18 protein-coding genes and 1 tRNA gene are annotated in these 18209 nt (G+C 72.7%); 6 read left to right on the top strand and 13 right to left on the bottom strand.

From position 1 onward, the window contains the following. Both MXD60_RS05645 and MXD60_RS05650 read right to left on the bottom strand, forming a co-directional pair. A partial coding sequence (locus tag MXD60_RS05645) for a hypothetical protein (RefSeq protein ID WP_248817890.1) occupies nt 1-1998 on the bottom strand: 1998 nt, incomplete at its 3' end. A gap of 32 nt (nt 1999-2030) precedes the next feature. Next, the gene (locus tag MXD60_RS05650; RefSeq protein WP_248817891.1) at nt 2031-3404 is read right to left on the bottom strand and encodes a glycosyltransferase family 2 protein; all 1374 of its coding nucleotides are present in this window, start codon (nt 3402-3404) and stop codon (nt 2031-2033) included. A 387-nt stretch (nt 3405-3791) separates the two neighbouring features. On the opposite strand from MXD60_RS05650, the gene MXD60_RS05655 reads away from it, so the two are divergent. Both MXD60_RS05655 and MXD60_RS05660 read left to right on the top strand, forming a co-directional pair. Beyond that, the gene (locus tag MXD60_RS05655; RefSeq protein WP_248817892.1) at nt 3792-4193 is read left to right on the top strand and encodes a DUF5999 family protein; all 402 of its coding nucleotides are present in this window, start codon (nt 3792-3794) and stop codon (nt 4191-4193) included. Nucleotides 4194-4375: 182 nt separating this feature from the next. After that, a complete protein-coding gene (locus MXD60_RS05660) occupies nt 4376-5980 on the top strand; it encodes a bifunctional phosphatase PAP2/diacylglycerol kinase family protein (RefSeq protein WP_518467410.1) in 1605 nt (534 codons plus the stop codon). On the opposite strand, the gene MXD60_RS05665 is transcribed toward MXD60_RS05660, so the two are convergent. Both MXD60_RS05665 and aceE read right to left on the bottom strand, forming a co-directional pair. Further along, nucleotides 5949-6788, bottom strand: coding sequence for a hypothetical protein (locus tag MXD60_RS05665; RefSeq protein WP_248817893.1), 840 nt, complete (start codon nt 6786-6788; stop codon nt 5949-5951). The genes MXD60_RS05660 and MXD60_RS05665 overlap by 32 nt on opposite strands. A gap of 917 nt (nt 6789-7705) precedes the next feature. Then, a complete protein-coding gene (aceE, locus tag MXD60_RS05670) occupies nt 7706-10477 on the bottom strand; it encodes a pyruvate dehydrogenase (acetyl-transferring), homodimeric type (RefSeq protein ID WP_308222379.1) in 2772 nt (923 codons plus the stop codon). 406 nt (nt 10478-10883) lie between these two features. Between aceE and MXD60_RS05675 the strand changes: the two genes are divergently transcribed. Next, nucleotides 10884-11288, top strand: coding sequence for a secondary thiamine-phosphate synthase enzyme YjbQ (locus MXD60_RS05675; protein WP_248817894.1), 405 nt, complete (start codon nt 10884-10886; stop codon nt 11286-11288). Nucleotides 11289-11558: 270 nt separating this feature from the next. Further along, a complete protein-coding gene (locus MXD60_RS05680) occupies nt 11559-11996 on the top strand; it encodes a DUF3052 domain-containing protein (protein WP_248817895.1) in 438 nt (145 codons plus the stop codon). Between the two features lie 111 nt (nt 11997-12107). On the opposite strand, the gene MXD60_RS05685 is transcribed toward MXD60_RS05680, so the two are convergent. Further along, nucleotides 12108-12794: a DUF4234 domain-containing protein gene (locus tag MXD60_RS05685; RefSeq protein ID WP_248817896.1), complete on the bottom strand. Its 687-nt coding sequence runs from the start codon at nt 12792-12794 to the stop codon at nt 12108-12110. A gap of 407 nt (nt 12795-13201) precedes the next feature. Between MXD60_RS05685 and MXD60_RS05690 the strand changes: the two genes are divergently transcribed. Continuing rightward, nucleotides 13202-13660 (top strand): peroxiredoxin, encoded by a 459-nt coding sequence (locus MXD60_RS05690; protein ID WP_248817897.1) that lies wholly within the window; start codon nt 13202-13204, stop codon nt 13658-13660. Between the two features lie 157 nt (nt 13661-13817). Beyond that, a tRNA-Val gene (locus MXD60_RS05695) sits at nt 13818-13889 on the top strand. 102 nt (nt 13890-13991) lie between these two features. On the opposite strand, the gene MXD60_RS05700 is transcribed toward MXD60_RS05695, so the two are convergent. The 8 genes from MXD60_RS05700 to MXD60_RS05725 all read right to left on the bottom strand — a co-directional run. Next, nucleotides 13992-14450, bottom strand: a complete 459-nt coding sequence (locus tag MXD60_RS05700; RefSeq protein ID WP_248817898.1) for a hypothetical protein — start codon at nt 14448-14450, stop codon at nt 13992-13994. A gap of 143 nt (nt 14451-14593) precedes the next feature. Further along, nucleotides 14594-14794, bottom strand: a complete 201-nt coding sequence (locus tag MXD60_RS05705) for a hypothetical protein (RefSeq protein ID WP_248817899.1) — start codon at nt 14792-14794, stop codon at nt 14594-14596. Beyond that, nucleotides 14781-14912 carry a hypothetical protein gene (locus tag MXD60_RS28595; protein WP_283097845.1) on the bottom strand — a complete coding sequence of 44 codons (132 nt, stop codon included), beginning with the start codon at nt 14910-14912 and terminating at the stop codon, nt 14781-14783. Before MXD60_RS28595 ends, MXD60_RS05705 begins: the two co-directional genes overlap by 14 nt. Further along, complete coding sequence (locus MXD60_RS05710) at nt 14909-15496, bottom strand: hypothetical protein (RefSeq protein ID WP_248817900.1); 588 nt, start codon at nt 15494-15496, stop codon at nt 14909-14911. The genes MXD60_RS28595 and MXD60_RS05710 overlap by 4 nt, the downstream gene beginning before the upstream one ends. Nucleotides 15497-15594: 98 nt before the next feature. Further along, entirely contained in the window at nt 15595-15717 is a 123-nt protein-coding gene (locus MXD60_RS28600) for a hypothetical protein (protein ID WP_283097846.1), read from the bottom strand. A 13-nt stretch (nt 15718-15730) separates the two neighbouring features. Further along, nucleotides 15731-16585 (bottom strand): mycofactocin-coupled SDR family oxidoreductase, encoded by an 855-nt coding sequence (locus MXD60_RS05715; RefSeq protein WP_248817901.1) that lies wholly within the window; start codon nt 16583-16585, stop codon nt 15731-15733. 250 nt (nt 16586-16835) lie between these two features. Continuing rightward, complete coding sequence (locus MXD60_RS05720; RefSeq protein WP_248817902.1) at nt 16836-18005, bottom strand: thiolase family protein; 1170 nt, start codon at nt 18003-18005, stop codon at nt 16836-16838. Then, the coding region (locus MXD60_RS05725; protein WP_248817903.1) for a hypothetical protein at nt 18002-18209 on the bottom strand (208 nt) is incomplete at its 5' end. The genes MXD60_RS05720 and MXD60_RS05725, both read right to left, overlap by 4 nt.

Raw genomic sequence — 18209 nt, forward strand, 5'->3', positions numbered from 1 at the left:
CCGGGGCCCGCCGCGCGCGCCCCCGGGCCCCGCGGGGGGGGGGGGGCGGGGGGCGGGCGCGGGGGGGGGCGGGGGGCGGGTCCCCCCCCCGGGGGGGGGCGGGCGCCGCCCCGTCGGCAGGGCCGGCGCCGCGGCGCCCGGTGCCGGCGGAGCCGACAGATCCTCCAGACCCGACAGGTCCTCCAGACCCGACGTGTCTTCCAGACCCGAGGTGTCCTCCGGCGCTGGCACGTCCGCCCGATCGGACGTGTGCTCCGGGGCGGACGTGTCGTGCGGAGCTGACGGGTCCTTACCCGTCGCCGTGGCCGCCGAAGTCGGCGCGGCCCGCTCAGCGGCGGCCCGCTCAGCGGCGTCGGCGCGGGCGGCGTCAGGGCGGCCGGCTCCAGCGCGGGCGGCCTGGGGAAATGTGGCCTGGGGGAGTGCGGGGGCCCAGAGGGAGTCGGCGACGACCTCGTCCGGTTCGCGGCGGGATCGGCGGACCAGTACAAGCCGGCGGGTGGCGAGCGCGGCGGCGGGGGGAAACAGCACAAGCACGGGCAGCATGTACCGGTAGTCGAAACAGACGGTCGCCGCGGGTACCACCAGCATGGTCAGGCCGACCGCCGCGAGCAGCGCGATGTCGGCGCGCAGCCGTCGGTGTTCGAGCGTCTGGTCGCGCCAGCGGCGGCGGGCGGGGGCGCCACGCACCCCGAGCCGCGGGGCGCGCCGCCGCGCCGGCACCACGATCGCGATCAGGGCCAGGGCAAGCAGCCCGGCGAACACCGGGCCGGGGGTGAAGCCGTAGCGCTGGTAACCGCGCAGGTGGCCGGCGGCGGGTTCCTCGGTGACCCGGGTGGCGCCGTCGCCGTGGAAGGCGAGCAGCGGCTCGCTGTTGTGCAGATAGCGGGGCACGTGCGCGGCGGGGAACCGCCAGGTGGCGTCGGGCCAGTCGCGTTGTCCGATCGGCCGGCCGGGCCGGAAGTAGTGGACGATCTCACCGCCGACCATCCGCACGTAGTCGCCGAGCTGGTGGCGGATCACCTGTTTGGTGAAGTCGCGCAGCAGGGCGTCCTGTTCGTCGGCGGTTCCGGGCAGCCGCCGGTGCGGGCTGTTGCCGTTCCAGACGTAGTAGCTGGGATCGGGTCGTTCGGCGACGGGGTGGGGCGAGCACAGCACGAGCTGCGCCGTGCTCAGGTGCAGCCGGTCGCAGTCGGCGATCGGCGCCACCCGGCCGTAGGTCCACACGGCGTCGCCGCCGGTCAGCGCGAACTTCCCGTGGGCGTCGTGGAACCAGGCCGCGTAGGCGGCCAGCGGCACGGCGAGGGCGACGACGAAGCTGGCCAGGCGTAGCCAGCCGATGCGGCGCACCAGCAGGTAGCCGACGACGAGCACCGCGACGGGGATGCCGATCGTGCGGACCAGGCCGGCGGCGGCCAGCAGCAGCCCACCTAGCCCGCACGCCCACACCGACGGCCGGCCCGACCAGGTCAACGCCATGATCGCGCCGACCAGGAGGACGGCGAACAACGTCTCGGCCATCACGTAGTGCTCGAGGACGAGTTCGTAGGCGTCGAGCAGGACCGGGGCGGCGGCGAGCGCGGCGATCGGTGCCGCCACCCGGCGATGCACCAGCAGCACGTACAGGGCCGCGCCGAGGGCCAGCCCGGCGGCGTGCTGGACGATGGTGACCCACCAGAGGCTGTCGGTGAACGACAGCAGGCGCAGGAACGCGGGATAGCCCGCCGGCCGCATCGGGTCGGGGGCGTGCAGCGGCGCCAGACGTAGATAGGCATACGAGTCGCCGCTGAACTCGAAGGCGGGCCGGTAGGCGTAGGCGGTCAGGGCCCGCAGGCCCAGCCCCACGACGGCGATGACGGCGAAGGGCAGGTGCCGCAGGACCCGGCGGCGCGTGCTGGTGACCGGGGGGTCCGTTCCGCCTGGTCCGGTCGCGCCACCGAGCAGGACCGGGGCGTCCGCCGCCGGACCGGGCGGCCCAGCGGTCGCGAGGTCGGGGTACACGCCCTGATCGGCCATCCTGCGTGCGTTGTCCGTCAGAACCCGACGGCCCTGGCCGGCTGGTCCGATTCCTCGGGACGCCGGCCGACCCGCGACAGGCCGCCGGAGCGGTCCCGCGGCGGGTTTCCGTCGGGCCGCCCGGTGTCGCGCTGGTGCTCGCCGCTGGGGCCGGCGGTCAGCAGGCGCAGGAAGAACGAGCCGAAGGCGGTCTGGGCGCCGAGCACCATCAGGGTCATCGCGAGCAGGGCGGGGCGCATCTCGTTGAGGACGCCCATGTCGTTGGCCAGCCAGCGGACGAGCACGACGGCGTCGACGACGAACCCGACGGCGAACAGCCCGCCGCCGAGCAGCAGCCCGCGTTCGAGGGTGAACAGCTGGTGCACCAGCGGCAGCGGCCAGCGGCGGCGTTCCTGCCAGCCGACCGCGTGGTTGTGCACGTCCGCGCAGACGCCGAGCAGCACCAGTTGCCAGCCGAGCAGCGCGAGCAGCGCGAACAGGACCGAGAAGTGCAGGTCCAACCGGTGGAAGCCGACGTCGAGCGCGCCGGGCAGCAGCACCGCCTGGCCGAGCAGCCCGAGCCCGAGCAGGACCAGGCCGGGCAGGACGAACAGGTGCCGCGGCGCGAGCATCAGCATGAAGCGCAGGTGCCGCCAGCCGTCCCGCAGCGAGTGCAGCTTCGAGTCGCCGACCCGCGGGTGGTAGGTGATCGGCACCTCCTCGATCCGCAGCCCGGCCCGCCCGGCGGCGATGACCAGCTCGCTGGCCAGTTCCATCCCCTCGCAGCGCAGCCGCATCCGCAGGTAGGCCTCGCGGCTGAAGGCCCGCATCCCGGAGTGGGCGTCGGAGGAACGGACGTCGAACAGCCGGTTGAGGATGCCGGTGAGTACCGGGTTGCCGACGTAGCGGTGCAGCCAGGGCATCGCGCCCGGCATGATGTTCCCGGCGAAGCGCGACCCGAGCACGTAGTCCGCCCGTCCGGCGCGCAGTGGGGCGAGCAGCGCGGACAGGTCGGAGAAGTCGTAGGTGTCGTCGGCGTCGCCCATCACGATGAGCCGGCCCCGGGCGGCGGCGAAGCCGGCCCGGTAGGCGTTGCCGTAGCCGCGGCGGGCCTCGGGCACGACCCGGGCGCCGGCCGCGCTGGCGACCTCGGCCGAGCCGTCCGTCGAGCCGTTGTCGACGACGACGACCTCGCCGACGGCGCCGGCCGTCGCCAGCCCGTCGAGCGCCTTGCGGACGCACACGCCGACGGAGTCCGCCTCGTTGAGACACGGCATGACGACCGAGACCTCGACCACCCGGGCCATGTCGACCGGCCGGGCCGGGTCGATCGTCGGGACCGGCTCGACCACCGCGTCCCGTCCCTGGGCTCCCGCGGCGGTGCCGGCGCCGATGCCGGTGGCACCCTCCATCGTCGTACCCCCTCCATGGCCGGGTGGGTCCGCGACCGTCGTCGGCGGCCGTCCGCACCCATGCCCGGCCGACCCCCGCCAGCCGGGCCGGCCGACGGCGATCAGGCCGTCGGATGCGGCGGGACCGACGCGAGCCATTCTGGCGGCCGTCGCCACGGATCGCCCGGCCGCGGATTCGTAACCTACAGATCTGCTAATCCCGTCCCGGTACCGGTGCCTCCTTTCGGACACCGGGTGGTCTCTCCCGTGGGCCGTAAACCTGTCGCGATGTCCGTCTACCCAGGTCAGGGCCGGTTGTGTCCCGAAGGGCAAAGGGGCGGCGCTGACACGCCGACCCCGTCGCGCGCGCCTCGGTGTGACGCTTCTTACGGGGAGGCGTAACGTCTGGTGCCCGTGCAAGGTGTTCGTGTTCCAGACGAGGCGCAGCTGCCCACGGCGCTGCGCGACGACCCGAAGCCCTCCTCCAGCGCGGCGCCCGTCAGCGGCGTCGAGCTCCCCGTCGGCGCCGCGGCCCCCCGCACGGCGGCCCCGCCGCGGCGGGGCTGCCCGCACTCCCCGCCGTGCCCCGCCGCGGACGGCGCGGACCGGGATGCCGCGCGGGTCACCCGCCAGCACTGGGACCAGGGCTGGAGCCTGCTCTGCAACGGCGTGATCCTCTTCGAGGACACAGGGGAGATCCTGCCGACCGGGCGCACGGTCGAGCCGCGCCGCGCTCTTCCGCGGCCGGCGCCTGTCCCGCGTCCACCGGCGCCTCGCCGGGGCAGCGGCCAGCCAGCCGTCACGGTCTGACCGGCTGACCGGCTGACCGGTCGGGGTCGGGACCGGCGGGGTCCGGCCCCGGCGGGTGTGACGTGCGCCCCAGGTGATCGAACCGCCGTCAGGGTGGGTACGGTGCCGGCGTGGTGGCGAGATCGGTGGGCCCGTCAGTCAGTCGTCTGATCCGGTTGTGGCAGGCGGATCCGGGGGCGCGGGTGCCCCGCGCGCCCGGCGCCGGAGCGGTCGGCCGGCGGGCACGGCGGCTGATGCGCCGCGACATCGAGCTCGGCCGGACCTTCGCCGAGGCGTTTCTGCGGGCCGACCGGTCGCTGTTCGCGTCCCTCGCGGGGGGACGGCCGCTGCTCGACCCGGTCCTGCCGCGGCTGTCGCATGCCGCCGACCACGGGCTGCTGTGGTGGGGCGTGGCGGGGGCGCTGGGGGCGACGAAGGGGCGCCGGCGCCCGGCGGCCGCCCGCGGCCTGCTCGCGCTCGGCACGGCGAGCGTGCTCGCCAACGGCCCGGCGAAGCTGGTGTTCCGTCGGGACCGGCCGCCGACGCACGGCATTCCGGCGTTGCGGCGGCTGTCGCGGGATCTGACGACGTTCTCGTTCCCGTCCGGGCACGCCGCCTCCGCCGCCGCCTTCGCGACCGGGGTGGCGCTCGACTCGCCGGGCGCCGCCGTGCCGGTGGCCGCGCTCGCCGCGACGGTCGCGTTCTCCCGGGTATACGTCGGGGTGCACTATCCCGGGGACGTGCTGGCGGGTGCCGCGCTCGGCGTCGGCGCCGCGCTGCTGACCACGAAGGTCATGCCGCGCCGGCCCTGGGTGCCGGCGCGGGCGAGCCCGGCGTCGGCCTGGGCGCCCGCCCTGCCCGAGGGGGAGGGCCTCACCGTCGTCGTCAACGCCCGGTCGGGCCAGGGCAACCACGGCGACCTGCTGGCCGTCCTGCGGGCCGACCTGCCGCGGGCGAAGGTCGTCGAGGTCGGGCCGGGGGACGACATGGACGCGGCGCTGGCGACCGCAGCGGACTCGTCGCGGGTGCTCGGCGTCGCCGGCGGCGACGGAAGCATCAACTCCGCGGCACAGCTCGCGCTGGCCCGGGGCACGCCGCTGGCTGTCTTCCCCGCGGGCACGCTCAACCACTTCGCCGCGGACCTGGGCCTGGGCGGCGCCGGCGACTCGGTACAGGCGATCCTGGCCGGCTCGGCGGTCGCCGTGGACCTGGGCCGGGCGGACGGCATCTCCGCCGGGTTCGACCGGTTCTCCCGCGTCTTCGTGAACACGGCGAGCCTCGGCGGCTATCCGGACATGGTCGCCGTGCGGGAGCGCTTCGAGCGCCGCCTCGGCAAATGGCCGGCAATGATCATCGCGCTGTGCTGGGTGCTGCGCAACGAACCGCCGTTCGACGTCGAGATCGACGGCGAGCGCCGGCGGGTCTGGCTGATCTTCGTCGGGAACGGGGTCTACCATCCCGACGGCTTCGCCCCGACCTACCGAAGCCGGCTCGACGAGGCCCAGCTCGACCTCCGCGTCGTGGACGCGGCGGCACCGGCGGCGCGGCTGCGCCTCGTCGGCGGCGTGCTCACCGGCCGGCTCGGGCGCAGCCGGGTCTACGAGCAGCGCACCGTGGAACGGGTGCTCATCTCCTCGGCGCAGGCCGGGGCGCTGCCGTTCGCGTGCGACGGCGAGGTCACCGAGGGCGTCGAGCGCATCGTGATCTCGCCGAGCGCCGCCCGTCTGATCGTCTACCGCCCGCGTCGCGACGAGGGTCCCAGGCCGTCCTGGCGGCTCAGCCGCCGCCGCGGTGCTGCAACGGGATGAGGGTGTGCAGCGGGCGGGTGAGCTGGGAGAACTGGTCGGCGTCGAGCAGGTCCTCGACGAGCAGCGCACACGCCAGGTCCGCGCAGAGCTCCATCACCCGGTGGTCCTCGCTGGACTCGGTGGCCAGGCGGCGGCCCCGGCAGTCCGGGCACAGCCGCCAGAAGCCCTCGGCGGCGCTGCGGCGCACCAGCGTCCACACCCGGCGCCGGCCGGTGACGACGGCACTGGCGAACGCGGCGTCCATCGCCTGCTGGTGCGCGCCGTCGTCCCTGGTCAGCGCGCTGACCAGCAGGCCGTCGAAGACCTCCAGGCTGTCCGGGTCGTGGCAGCGTCCGGCCAGTACCGGCAGGGCGGCCAGCACCCGCTTGACGTCCGCGGCGGCCGGGCCGAGGTCGGGCTCGTGCGAGCGGGCCCGCGGGTAGACGGCGCGCCACGGGCGCATCAGCGCGGCGTACTCGGCGCGGCCCAGGATCGGCCGGGAGTAGGACGCGGCGACGGCGTCGCGCATCGCCCGCAGCGCGGTGGCCGCGACCGACGGCTCGACGGTGACGTAGTCCGCGCCGGCGAGGTCGTCCGCGTAGATCGCGCTGAGCGCGTCGAACGCGGCGAGCACCTCGACGATCAGCGGCGAGTCGGGGGAGAGTGCCTTGTCGCGGGCGGCGGCGAGGTAGCCGGAGTTGCGCCAGGCCCCGGCGAGCGCGCCGAGCTCGGTGTCCGAGGTGTGCACGAGCTGGGCGAGGATGCCGAGGATGCCGCGCAGGTTGGGATGCTCCTCCAGCCGCTCGATGCGGCGAGCCCGAAGGATCATGCCGCCCGCCGGTGGTCGCGCGGCGCCTGGCGGGACGCGCTGGACGCCACGGTCACCGCGAGCTCTCCGGTCCTCGGCGCGGGTGGTGCCACCGCGGGTGCTGGGGTCGTCGTGACACCGTTCACCTCGTCCTCCTCGACCGTCGCGGCCTGCGCCGGGCGGCCGTCGTCCGAATCCGTGCGGGCGAGCCGGTGCAGTGTCCCCGCCGGCCGGGCACGCGCGCCCAGATGATCATGAACCGTCGCTCTCCGACACCGTAGCGGCGTCGGGCGGTGTGCTGGGGCCAGGGCGTCGGCACCGGGTCCGCGCTGCTGTTCTCCGCGTCGCGGATTGCCCGATGTCACCCTGGTGAGACTAGTGTTCGCGGCCCCGATGTGGAACTCGTTGTGCCATTAGGCGGGGCATGAGGGTGCCGGCACGAGAGTGCCCCCGCGGGGGCAGGACGGTTCGGCATGGCGGATTCGGGCCGTTTGGCGCGTCAGTGGAGCCTGCTCGTCGTCACGCAGCGCGATGACTGTGTCGGCCCGTGCCGGTCCGCCGCCGGGCCGCGGTCGTGGAGACCGGCCCGAATCCGTCGGCCGCGGGCACGGCCCGGGACGCACCGCGTGGCCGTCATGTGGCCGTCGCGCGGCCCGATCGGGCGCCGGGCGCCCCGGCAACGGGCCGCCAAGGGGCCCAGGCGGGCCGGTCGGCGGTGTGGGTGGGATCTCCGCCCGGGGGTGGCGGTGGCGCCGCCGGAGGCCGATCGTGCCCCCTCGACCGGGTCATCGTGGCTGCCGGGTGCGGTGCCGGCGGCCGGCGCCGCCTGCCCCTGTCCGGGGAGGCTGCCGGGCCGGGCGGCGCGGGAACGAGTCCGGGCCCGCGGCGGCGGCCAGGATCGGCCGTCACCGCGGGCCCGGACCGGCCCGTGGGACCCGTCAGCGCGCGCCGTCGGTACCCGGCACGGCGTCGGTGTCCTCCCGCAGGCCGAAGCGGCGGATCGCCTCCTCGACCGTGCTGGCCTTGACCTCACCGGCCCGGACCAGCGACTCCAGGGTGGCGACGACGACGGACTCGGCGTCGACCTTGAAGTGGCGCCGCAGCGCCGCCCGGGTGTCCGACCGGCCGTAGCCGTCGGTGCCCAGCGAGGTGAACGGCTGCGGGACCCAGCGGGAGATCTGGTCCGGCACGGCCCGCATCCAGTCGGACACGGCGATGACCGGGCCGGGCGCACCCTCGAGAACCCGGGTCACGTACGGCACGGCCTCGGCCGCCTCGGGGTTGAGCAGGTTCACCCGATCCCGCTCCAGCGCCTCCCGGCGCAGCTCGTTCCACGAGGTCACCGACCACACGTCGGCGGCGACCCCGAAGTCCGCGGCGAGGATCTCCTGGGCGGTCAGCGCCCAGTGGATCGACGTGCCGCTGGCCAGCAGCTGCGCCCGCGGCGGCGTGGCGCCCTCGTCCTCGCCGCCCGGCAGGCTCGGGGCCGGCCGGAACCGGTACATCCCGGCGATGATCTGGGCCGGGTCGAGGCCCTCGGGCTCGGCCGGCTGCGGCACCGGCTCGTTGTAGACGGTCAGGTAGTAGAACACCTTGTCGTCCCGCTCGCCGTACATCCGGTCGAGTGCCTCGCGGACGATGTGCGACACCTCGAAGGCGAACGCCGGGTCGTAGGAGACACACGCCGGGTTCGTCGAGGCGAGCAGTAGCGAGTGGCCGTCCTGGTGCTGCAGGCCCTCGCCGTTCAGCGTGGTCCGCCCGGCGGTCGCGCCGAGCAGGAAGCCGCGGCCGAGCTGGTCGCCCAGCGCCCACATCTGGTCACCGGTGCGCTGGAACCCGAACATCGAGTAGAAGACGTAGACCGGGATCATGTGCTGCGCGTGGGTGGCGTAGGACGTCGCCGCGGCGATCACCGAGCCCATGCTGCCGGCCTCGCTGATGCCCTCGTGCAGCATCTGCCCCTGCACGGACTCCTGGTAGGACAGCAGCAGCTCGCGGTCGACGGCCTCGTAGCGCTGCCCGTGCGGCGAGTAGATCTTCGCCGTCGGGAACATCGCGTCCATGCCGAAGGTGCGGGCCTCGTCCGGGATGACCGGGACGAACCGGGCGCCCATCTCCTTGGTCTTCATGAGGTCCTTGAGCAGGCGGACGAACGCCATCGTCGTCGCCACCGGCTGCTTGCCGGACCCCTTGCGCAGCTCGTCGAAGATCTTCGCGGGCGGCTGGGCGAGCGGCTTGGCCCGCACGACCCGTTTCGGCATGGAACCGCCGAGCGCGGCCCGGCGCTCCCGCATGTACTGGATCTCCTCGGAGTCCGGCCCCGGCTGGTAGTAGGGCGGCAGGTCGCCCGCCAGCGCGGAGTCGGGGATCTCCAGGTAGAGCCGGTCGCGGAACTCCTTGAGCTCCGCCTTGGTGAGCTTCTTCATCTGGTGCGTGGCGTTGCGGGCCTCGAAGTCCTTGCCCAGCGTCCAGCCCTTGATGGTGTGGGCCAGGATGACCGTCGGCTGCCCGGTGTGCTCGGTGGCCGCCTTGTAGGCCGCGTACAGCTTGCGGTAGTCGTGGCCGCCGCGGGAGAGCCTGCGCAGGTCGTCGTCGGCGAGGTCGGCGACCATGCGGCGCAGCCGGGCGTCCGCGCCGAAGAAGTTCTCGCGGATGTACTCGCCGGACGACGTCGTGTAGGTCTGGAACTGACCGTCCGGGGTGGTGTTCATCTGGTGGACGAGGACGCCGTCGGTGTCCTTGGCCAGCAGCGGGTCCCAGTCACGGCCCCAGACGACCTTGATGACGTTCCAGCCGGCGCCGCGGAACAGCGACTCCAGCTCCTGCATGATCTTGCCGTTGCCGCGGACCGGGCCGTCGAGGCGCTGCAGGTTGCAGTTCACCACGAAGATCAGGTTGTCGAGCTCCTCGCGGGCGGCGACGCCGAGCGCGCCGATCGACTCGGGCTCGTCCATCTCGCCGTCGCCGAGGAACGCCCACACCTTGCTGCCGGAGGTGTCCTTGATCTGCCGGTTCAGCAGGTATCGGTTGAACCGCGCCTGGTAGATCGCGTCGATCGGGCCCAGGCCCATCGACACGGTGGGGAACTCCCAGAAGTCGGGCATCAGCCGGGGGTGCGGGTAGGACGACAGCCCGCCCTGCTCGCTTTCCCGGCGGAAGGCGTCGAGCTGCTGCTCGGAGAGCCGGCCCTCCAGGAACGCCCGCGCGTAGATGCCCGGCGAGGCGTGACCCTGAATGAAGATCTGGTCACCGGAGGCACTTCCGGGCGACGAACTCAGGTGGTCTTTGCCCCGGAAGAAATGGTTGAATCCGACTTCGTACAGACTCGCGCTGGATGCGTAGGTAGCGATGTGACCGCCGACATTGAACTCGGGTCGGTTCGCGCGGCTGACCATGATGGCCGCGTTCCACCGGATGTATGCCCGGATGCGGCGTTCGACGTGCTCGTCCCCCGGGAACCAGGGCTCGCGCTCCGGCGGGATGGTGTTGATGTAGTCGGTGCTGGTCAGGCCGGGAACGCCGACCGCCTTCTCCCGGGCCCGCTCGAGCAGTTTCAGCATGAGGAACCGGGCCCGGCCGCGACCGGACTCCTCGATGACCGCGTCGAGTGACTCAAGCCACTCGCCTGTCTCCGCGGGGTCAATGTCGGGCAGCTGGCTCGGCAGCCCATCGGTGATGACCGAGAAACTGCGGGTTGTGTCCTGCGCCACGCCTTCTCCTGCTCCTCAAGCTTCCGGGGCCGGGGGCGCGCGAAAAGGTCCTTCTCGCGCGACCGTCCGGCCCATCTGTTCCCGCTGGCCTGCGTGTCACGTCTCGTGCGCGCGGATGCGGGACCCGCATGATCGATGCAACGCCGCGTCCTGGCCGATCGTCTCCAGCTTCCTCGGCCCGCGCGGTGGCGGGAGGCCGCCTCGGCCCCCGGGGCCGGGGTGGCCGCCCGCTTTCAGGCGCGCGCCTTGGTTCCATCGTGCTCCGTTCGCGCGACGTCGTCACGCACGCGTCGGTTACTTTTCGGTAGGGAATCGTGCGATGCGAGTGGCGTTGTTGACATGTCGTCCGCGCCCACGTCACCTACGGGGCTCCGCCTGGTAGACAATCAGCCTGATGGACACCCGGATGAAAACCACCACGCTGTCCGTGCACACCGGTGGCCAGGAACGTGTGGTGGACCTCACGCCCGACGCGCAGCGGTTCGTCGCGGGGTCGGGCGATGGTCTGCTGTCGGTCTTCGTGCCGCATGCCACGGCCGGCCTGGCCGTCCTGGAGCTCGGCGCCGGCAGCGACGCGGACCTGCTCGCGGCGCTGGCCGAGCTGCTGCCCGCCGACGACCGGTGGCGGCACGCGCACGGCTCGCGCGGTCATGGCCGCTCGCACGTCATGCCCGCGATCATCCCGCCGTCGCTGGTCGTTCCCGTCGTTGACGGCCGTCTCGCGCTCGGCACGTGGCAGTCCATCGCGCTGGTCGACCTCAACGTGGACAACCCCGACCGGACGGTCCGGCTGTCCCTGCTGCCTGGATGAGGCGGACGGAAGCTGGGTGAGGCGGAGGGAAGAGTGCGGCGCCCAACGGGGTGAACCGGCCCGCCGCCGGGTACCGGCGCACAGCCAGGGCACGTTGACCACGCCGTGCCCGGTCCACAACCGACGGCGTGGCACTTGCGCACCCACCGGGCGGTCCGGTGGACTAGGTCAGGGCGCGTCGCGTGATGGACACCATCGCGTGCGCGGCCAGGAACAAAAGGGACGTCCCCGTGGGTGGGACGCCGACACACGAGCAGGAGGTAGTGCAGCGTGAGTCCGACCGCGGCGAACGCCGAGGGTCAGCGCCGGGCGGAACGGCTGGGAGTCTCCGCCGGGACCCAGGTCCAGTCGCTCAACGAGGACGATGACATCGCCCAGGACCTGCTGGACGCCGTTACCAGCGCCAGCGGTACCGAGCTGGTCCCCGAGGACTCCGACGACGTCGTCGACATCGTGCTGCTGTGGTGGCGCGAGGACGACGGGGATCTGGCCAACGCGCTCATCGATGCGCGCCGGCAGTTGTCCGACGATGGCGTGATCTGGCTGCTCACGCCGAAGGCGGGCCGGTCCGGGCATGTCGCGCCGAGCGACGTGCTGGATGCCGTGCCCACCGCGGGCCTGGTCCAGACGAGCACGCTGAGCGTCGCGCAGGAGTGGTCTGGTCAGCGGCTGGCCGCGCCGAAGTCGCAGCGCGCACGGCACCGCTGACGTCGGCGGGGTCGGGCGGTCGCCGGTTCGGGGTGCCGGCGACGCGGCCGGCGCCGTACCGGCGTTCGGCCGCGATGTGGCCGTGGTGTGGTTCAGCTGTGCCGCCGCCGGTCAGCGGTACAGCGGGACCTGCTGGCCTTCGACGGCGCCCGGATAACGGTCCCACAGCCGGTTGATCTCCAGCTGGAGGAACAGGGGACCGAAACCGACCAGGCACAGCACGAACGCGAGCGCCGGGTTGGTTTCCGGGATGCCCGCGGCATGCTGGGCCGCGCGGGTCCGGGCGCCCAGCCGCCAGGCCGCGACGAACGGCGGGATGACCAGCAGCCAGCCGAGAGTGACCGCCAGGACGGACAGCGTCGGGTTGACCTTGATACGCCGGTCGTACTCGCCGAGCTCCCGATTCGTCCGGTAGATCCACACAAACGGGTAGACCCCCAGCGTGATCAGCGGAAGTCCGAGCCAGACGACGACCGGGTTGCGGTGTTTTCCGAGTAGGCCGGAACCACCGAAGCCCTCGGCCGCGCCGTCCGGCTCGGATGGCTTTCCGTAGTCGGGCGTGGCGGGATAGCCTTCTTCCGGCTCCGCGCCGCGCAACGACTCGCGGAACGCGTAGATGGGGAATCCGCCGGTCGAGGTGCCCGGGCCGTCGATCGGGTGCGGCGCCTGGCCCTCCCGCATCGAGCGTTCAGGGCGACCCGGGTCGCCCCGGTACCCGGGAAAGCCCTGCGGCTCAGGGTAGCCGTGCGGGGTCGAGCTCTGATTGGTCAACGTGGTCCTGCCCTCATCGGTGTCCATGCCGGTGGTACACGTGGAGCACGCACCGTCATACCGCATGTCTGGTCGCTGGCTCTCGCGTCGGTCGGCCAGACTAGGCCAGTCTGGCGGATGAAACGCGAACACCCGCCGCATCGATGCCCTGAGAAACGTGAAACTTACCTTCCGCTGAGGTTCGGCCGCTGGATTCTCACCCGTTGTGGGCCACGCCGCGCGGGACCGACGGTTGCGGCCCGGGCGGAGCTGGCATGCTGACCACTGGGACGGCAGGCCGATCCGTGGGGGAGCCCGATCCGACGGGTGCGGTCGCCGGCCCGTGCGGCCGCGGCCAGCCCGCCCAGGGTGACGGCCCGCCCGCTCGCCCGCGCCGCCCAGGTTGGCGTCGGCGTCATCGTGACCTGCCCCATCGTTGTGGAGAGGAAGAGCCTGTGACCGTCGAGGTTGGCTCCGTCGCCCCGGACTTCTCGCTCAAGGACCAGAACAACGAGGTTGTCACCCTGTCGGAGTTCCGCGGCAAGCGGAACGTCGTCCTGCTGTTCTACCCGCTCACCTTCACCGGCGTCTGCCAGGGCGAGCTGTGCTCCGTGCGCGACGACCTCGGCTCGTTCCAGAACGACAACGTGCAGGTCCTCGCCGTCTCCGTGGACTCGCCGTTCGCCCACAAGGTGTGGGCCGACCAGCAGGGCTACGAGTTCCCGCTGCTCGCCGACTTCTGGCCGCACGGCGCCGTCGCCGAGTCCTTCGGCGTGTTCAACGCCGAGCGCGGCATCTCCGTCCGTGGCACCTTTGTGATCGACAAGGAGGGCGTCGTGCGCTGGAAGGTCGTCAACAACATCCCCGACGCCCGCGACCAGGCCGAGTACCTCAAGGCCCTCGCCGCCCTCTGAGATCGCCCCACGCGAGCCGGCCGGGCGGTGGGTAGGTGCCCAGCCGGCCTGCGTGAGCCGTCTCATGGCCCTCGCCGTGAGTACGGCTGGCCAATCGCCCGCGCGTGCTCTCCGCCAAGTGCGTACGCTTGGTCCGCTGGACCCCACTGGATCTCCCGGGCGCGTAGCTCAGCGGGAGAGCTCTCGCCTTACAAGCGAGCGGTCGCAGGTTCGATCCCTGCCGCGCCCACGCGCCGGTTCCGCGTGCTTGTAGATCTTTGATCTCCTGCGGCGGGGCCGCGATGCTTGTCGGGGGGACGAACCCCCGGAGGCGCGGCGGCGGTGTGGGGTTCTAGCTGTGTTGGTGATGATCACGGGCTTGGGTCTGTTGGAGTGCGGTTCTGTAGGCGGATGCGTCGAAGCGGAACGGGCCGAGGCCAGCGAGGTCCCAGTCGCGGTGGCCGGTGCGGAAATCGCGCCAGGTGACGGTGTCGTGCGTGACGTCGACGCGGGCTGTCAGCGGCCAGCAGCCGGCGTCGCCGCATTCGCAGCCCAGCAGCACGGTGTCGCGGTCGCCGAACCAGGTCACCGTTGGTTTGCCGAGGAAATGCCGGCTGGGCCAGCGGACGCCCGGGTCGCGAAGGCCGGCGTAGCTGCCGGCGAGGTCGGGCTGCCCGGCGGCCGTCGCGGCCGGCAGTTCGACGGCGCGGGCGAGTTCCCGCAGGTCGACGCCGTTCACATATGGCCTGACCGCCAATGCTTCGCCGGTTGGGAACAGCTCGGTCTCCAACCGGAACTCGACCTTGTCCACTGATCGAAGGTACTGAAGCGGGGGATGAGGTGCTGGCCGGCAGCCGGACGGCCCGGGCCGGAATCCACAGTGAACTGACCAGTGCGCCGCGGCGCACTGGCGAGCGGCGCGGTTGGTGCGGTCGCGGGCGGCGCGCATCGGGTTCAGTGCCCGAGGATGCGGCGCAGGATCTGGTCGACGCGCTGCCAGGCGTCGGCGGCATAGTCGTCGTGGGGCAGCGGATCGCCCGGGATGACCGGGCAGACCACGACTCGGCTGGTACCGGCGCGGTTGTACAGGTCCGCGGAGACGATCAGGGCGTGGGCCGGGGCGTCCGCGCGCGCCCACACCTCACCCTGCTGCACGGCGGCGCAGCGCCTCCAGGTGGGTGAACTCGGCGTCGAGGACGGCGGGAGTCACGCCGAGCGCCGCGTTGCGCTCCTGCTGCCGGGCGAACCGGGCTGTCCAGATCGCCTCGGTCAAGGTCTTGTCCACCCACGCCGACAGGGTGAGCCCCACCACAGGCTCGCCCGCTGGTCCCAGGGCTGCCTCTCCAGTGATGTGGTCGCCGCGGCCAGCGGGCCGGTCAGCAGGAGCATCGCGCGGTGGGGCACGGCGACTTTCGGTGTTCCTTCGGTCGGCACCGCCAGCGCGCCGAATCCTTCCCAGACCGCGAACCAACACCTGTCCGTGGTGGCCGTGTGTTCGGCGAGCAGGTCGCAGAGGCGGGCCGCCTGGGGTAGGGGGAGCGAACCCTGGCTCGGTTGGGTGGTCCACAGTTCGGCCTGGTCACTGGTGCCCTGCAGGTATCGCCATGAGCCAGTGATGGAGATCCACTCCATGGAGGGGTGGGCAACGCGGTCGTTTCCGTGCGCCACGGTGGTCCAGGAGACCTCGGCGTCGTCCAGACAGGCCGGGTGGAACACGCGGGCGTACGCGGGGAAACCCAGTGGAACCAGGGAACCGACGGTGACGTCGAAACTGCCGACACCGGCCACGATCCAGTCCGCCGGGCTGACGTCGGTGACCAGCTCCAGCTCGCCGACAGTAAAACGGGTTTCGTCCACTCACGCAGTCTTGCCGCGAGGTGCGATCCGGACAACGGCCGCGACCTCGTCGACCGAGTGCAGCGTTGGTGGCGCGGTTCGTCCGAGTGACATTCCGTTCACGTCACCCCCACGTCGGCCTGACCCGCCAGCCGACCACCGCCCCCGCCGGCCATCGGGTCGGGCGGGCGGTGGGCCCGGGGCTGGTCGGTGACGATCAGCCGCCGACCGGCCCCGGTCATCGGACCGGTCCGGTCAGAAGGCGGCGCGCTCGCCCTTGAGCATGCTGCCGGCGTCGACGCGGATGTTCTGGCCGGTGATCCACTTCGACTCGTCGGAGGCGAGGAACGCCACGAGGTTGCTGACGTCCTCCGGCTCGATGTAGGGAGTCGGCATGGGCTGCAGGGTGGCAAGCGCCGGCTCGGCCTCCTCGCGGGTGGGGTTGTCCAGGTCGGGCCGGAAGGCTTTGTAGATCGAGGCATTGTGGAGCAGGTTGGTGTTCACGTTCGTCGGGTGGATCGCGTTGAGCCGCACGCTGTGCTCGGCGAGCTGCAGTGCGAGGGTCTCGGTGTAGCGGGCGATCGTCTGCTTGGCCCAGGAGTAGCCGACGCCGCCGGTGTTGCCGATTGCCTCGGTGGTGCCCTTCATCATGCCGGCGGTGGAGCCGGTCACGATGATGGAGGCGCCCGCCTTGAGGTGCGGGAGGCTGACGGCGACGGTGTTCAACACACCGATGAGGTCGACGTCGGTGCCGTCGACGAACCCGCTGCAGAGGGTGGAGTCCTCCCACGGGCAGATCCCGGCGTTGGCGACGACGATGTCGAGCCGACCGAAGCGCTCCAGCCCCTGGTCGAGGGCGGCGCGCAGCTGGGAGCGCTCGCGGACGTCACCCTTGACCGCGACGATGCGCCGCCCGGTCCCCTCGACCTCCTTGACGGTCTGGGCGAGGTCCTCGGGGGTGCCCAGCGGGTAGGGCACGCTGTCGATCTGCTCGCAGATGTCGACGGCGATGATGTCGGCACCCTCGGTCGCGAGCCGTAACGCGTGGCTGCGGCCCTGGCCGCGGGCCGCGCCGGTGATGAACGCGACCTTGCCATCCAGCTTGCCCATGTGGTGACCTTCCGTAGTCGATGCGAAACTCGGGGTGGATCAGTCCGCAGTCGTGTGATTCGTGTCAATGATTGAAATCACGATAGTCGGCCGCATTCCGAGCGTCCATGAGCGCGAGGATTCGACGATCGCTGCCGCCACCTCGGCGACCGGGCGCCGCCGGGAGAACACGAGGCGGGACGACGCACGACGGACCGTCGGTGGAGTACCCACCGACGGTCCGCCGGCTGTCGAGTTGTCGCGCGGTCGCTCAGATGATCTCGATGACCGTGGCGGAGCCCATGCCGCCGCCCGCGCACATCGACACGACGCCGAGGGTGGCGCCGCGGCGGCGCAGCTCGCCGACCATGGTGACGACCATGCGGGCGCCGGTCGCGGAGATCGGGTGGCCGAGGCTCGCGCCGCTGCCGTTGACGTTGACGATCTCGGGGTTGATGCCGAGCTTGCGCACGGCCGCCACCGGCACCGAGCAGAACGCCTCGTTGATCTCGAACAGCTCGATGTCGGCGATGCTCAGCCCGGCCCGGTCCAGCGCCTTCGGGATCGCGAGCGTCGGCGCCATGCCGGTCCGCGCCGGCTCGATGCCGACGCTCGCCCAGGAGCGGATCTTGGCCAGCGGGGTGAGCCCGTGAGCGGCGGCGTAGGTGTCGCTGGTCAGGGTGACGGCGGCGGCGGCGTCGTTCAGCCCGGCCGCGTTACCCGCGGTGACGGTGGCGTCGGGCAGCTCCGGGTGTAGCAGCTTCAGCCCGGCGAGCGACTCCAGGGAGGTGCCGCGCCGCGGGTGCTCGTCGGTGTCGAACGTGAACGTCGTGCCGTCGGGGCGGGTGACCTCCAGCGGCAGGATCTCGTCCTTGAACGCGCCGGAGTCGATCGAGTCGATCGCCCGGGCTTGGCTGTAGACCGTCCACTCGTCGACGTCGCGCCTGGTCAGCCCCATCTCCCGGGCGGTGTTCTCACCGACGGTGATGGACATGTCGAACGCCGGCGCCTCAGGGGATTCCGGGTGCGTCGGCGGCATCCAGGTCTGCTGGTTGCCCTGCGCGTCCCCCTTGGAGCTGAGGATACGGTTGCTCAGGCTCTCGACGCCACCGGCGACGACGACCTGGTCCATGCCCGCGCGGATGCTGCCGGCGCCGATCGTGACCGCCGCCAGGCCGCCCGCGCAGTGCCGGTTGGTCGCCAGGCCCGGGATGTCGATCAGGCCCAGCTTCGCCGCGATGTTGCGGGCGATCACGCCGCCGCCCTGGTAGGCCTCGGCGAGAACGAGGTCGTCGACGTCCGCCGCCGGGATGCCGCTGCGCTCGAGCACGAACGGGACGATCACCTCGGCGAGCTGGAACGTGTCGAGACCGACGAGCGAACCCTTGCGGGCCCGGCCGATGGCCGTGCGGCCCGTCGAGACGATGACTGCTTCGGTCACGGGGGACTCCTCCTGGAGTCGGCCGGCGCGCCCGCGAGGCCGCACCGGCCGTCGTGCGAATGGTTGTGCTGCGAGGTGTGCGGGCCGGTCGGCCCACCGGCGCGGGGGGGGGGGGGGGCGCCCCCCCCCCCCCCCCCCCCCCGGGCCCCCCGGCGAATTTTCGGCGGCAGCCCCCCCCCCCCCCCCCCCCCCCCCCCCCCCCCC

The sequence above is a fragment of the Frankia sp. AgB32 genome (assembly GCF_023243045.1).
In the GTDB taxonomy this organism is placed as follows: domain Bacteria; phylum Actinomycetota; class Actinomycetes; order Frankiales; family Frankiaceae; genus Frankia.

Coding starts and splice junctions, on each gene's coding strand:
- MXD60_RS05715 (WP_248817901.1), bottom strand. CDS start 16,585: ATGGGCAAGCTGGATGGCAAGGTCGCGTTCATCACCGGCGCGGCCCGC.
- MXD60_RS05675 (WP_248817894.1), top strand. CDS start 10,884: ATGAAAACCACCACGCTGTCCGTGCACACCGGTGGCCAGGAACGTGTG.
- MXD60_RS05685 (WP_248817896.1), bottom strand. CDS start 12,794: ATGGACACCGATGAGGGCAGGACCACGTTGACCAATCAGAGCTCGACC.
- MXD60_RS28600 (WP_283097846.1), bottom strand. CDS start 15,717: ATGACCGGGGCCGGTCGGCGGCTGATCGTCACCGACCAGCCCCGGGCC.
- MXD60_RS05650 (WP_248817891.1), bottom strand. CDS start 3,404: ATGGAGGGTGCCACCGGCATCGGCGCCGGCACCGCCGCGGGAGCCCAG.
- MXD60_RS05665 (WP_248817893.1), bottom strand. CDS start 6,788: ATGATCCTTCGGGCTCGCCGCATCGAGCGGCTGGAGGAGCATCCCAAC.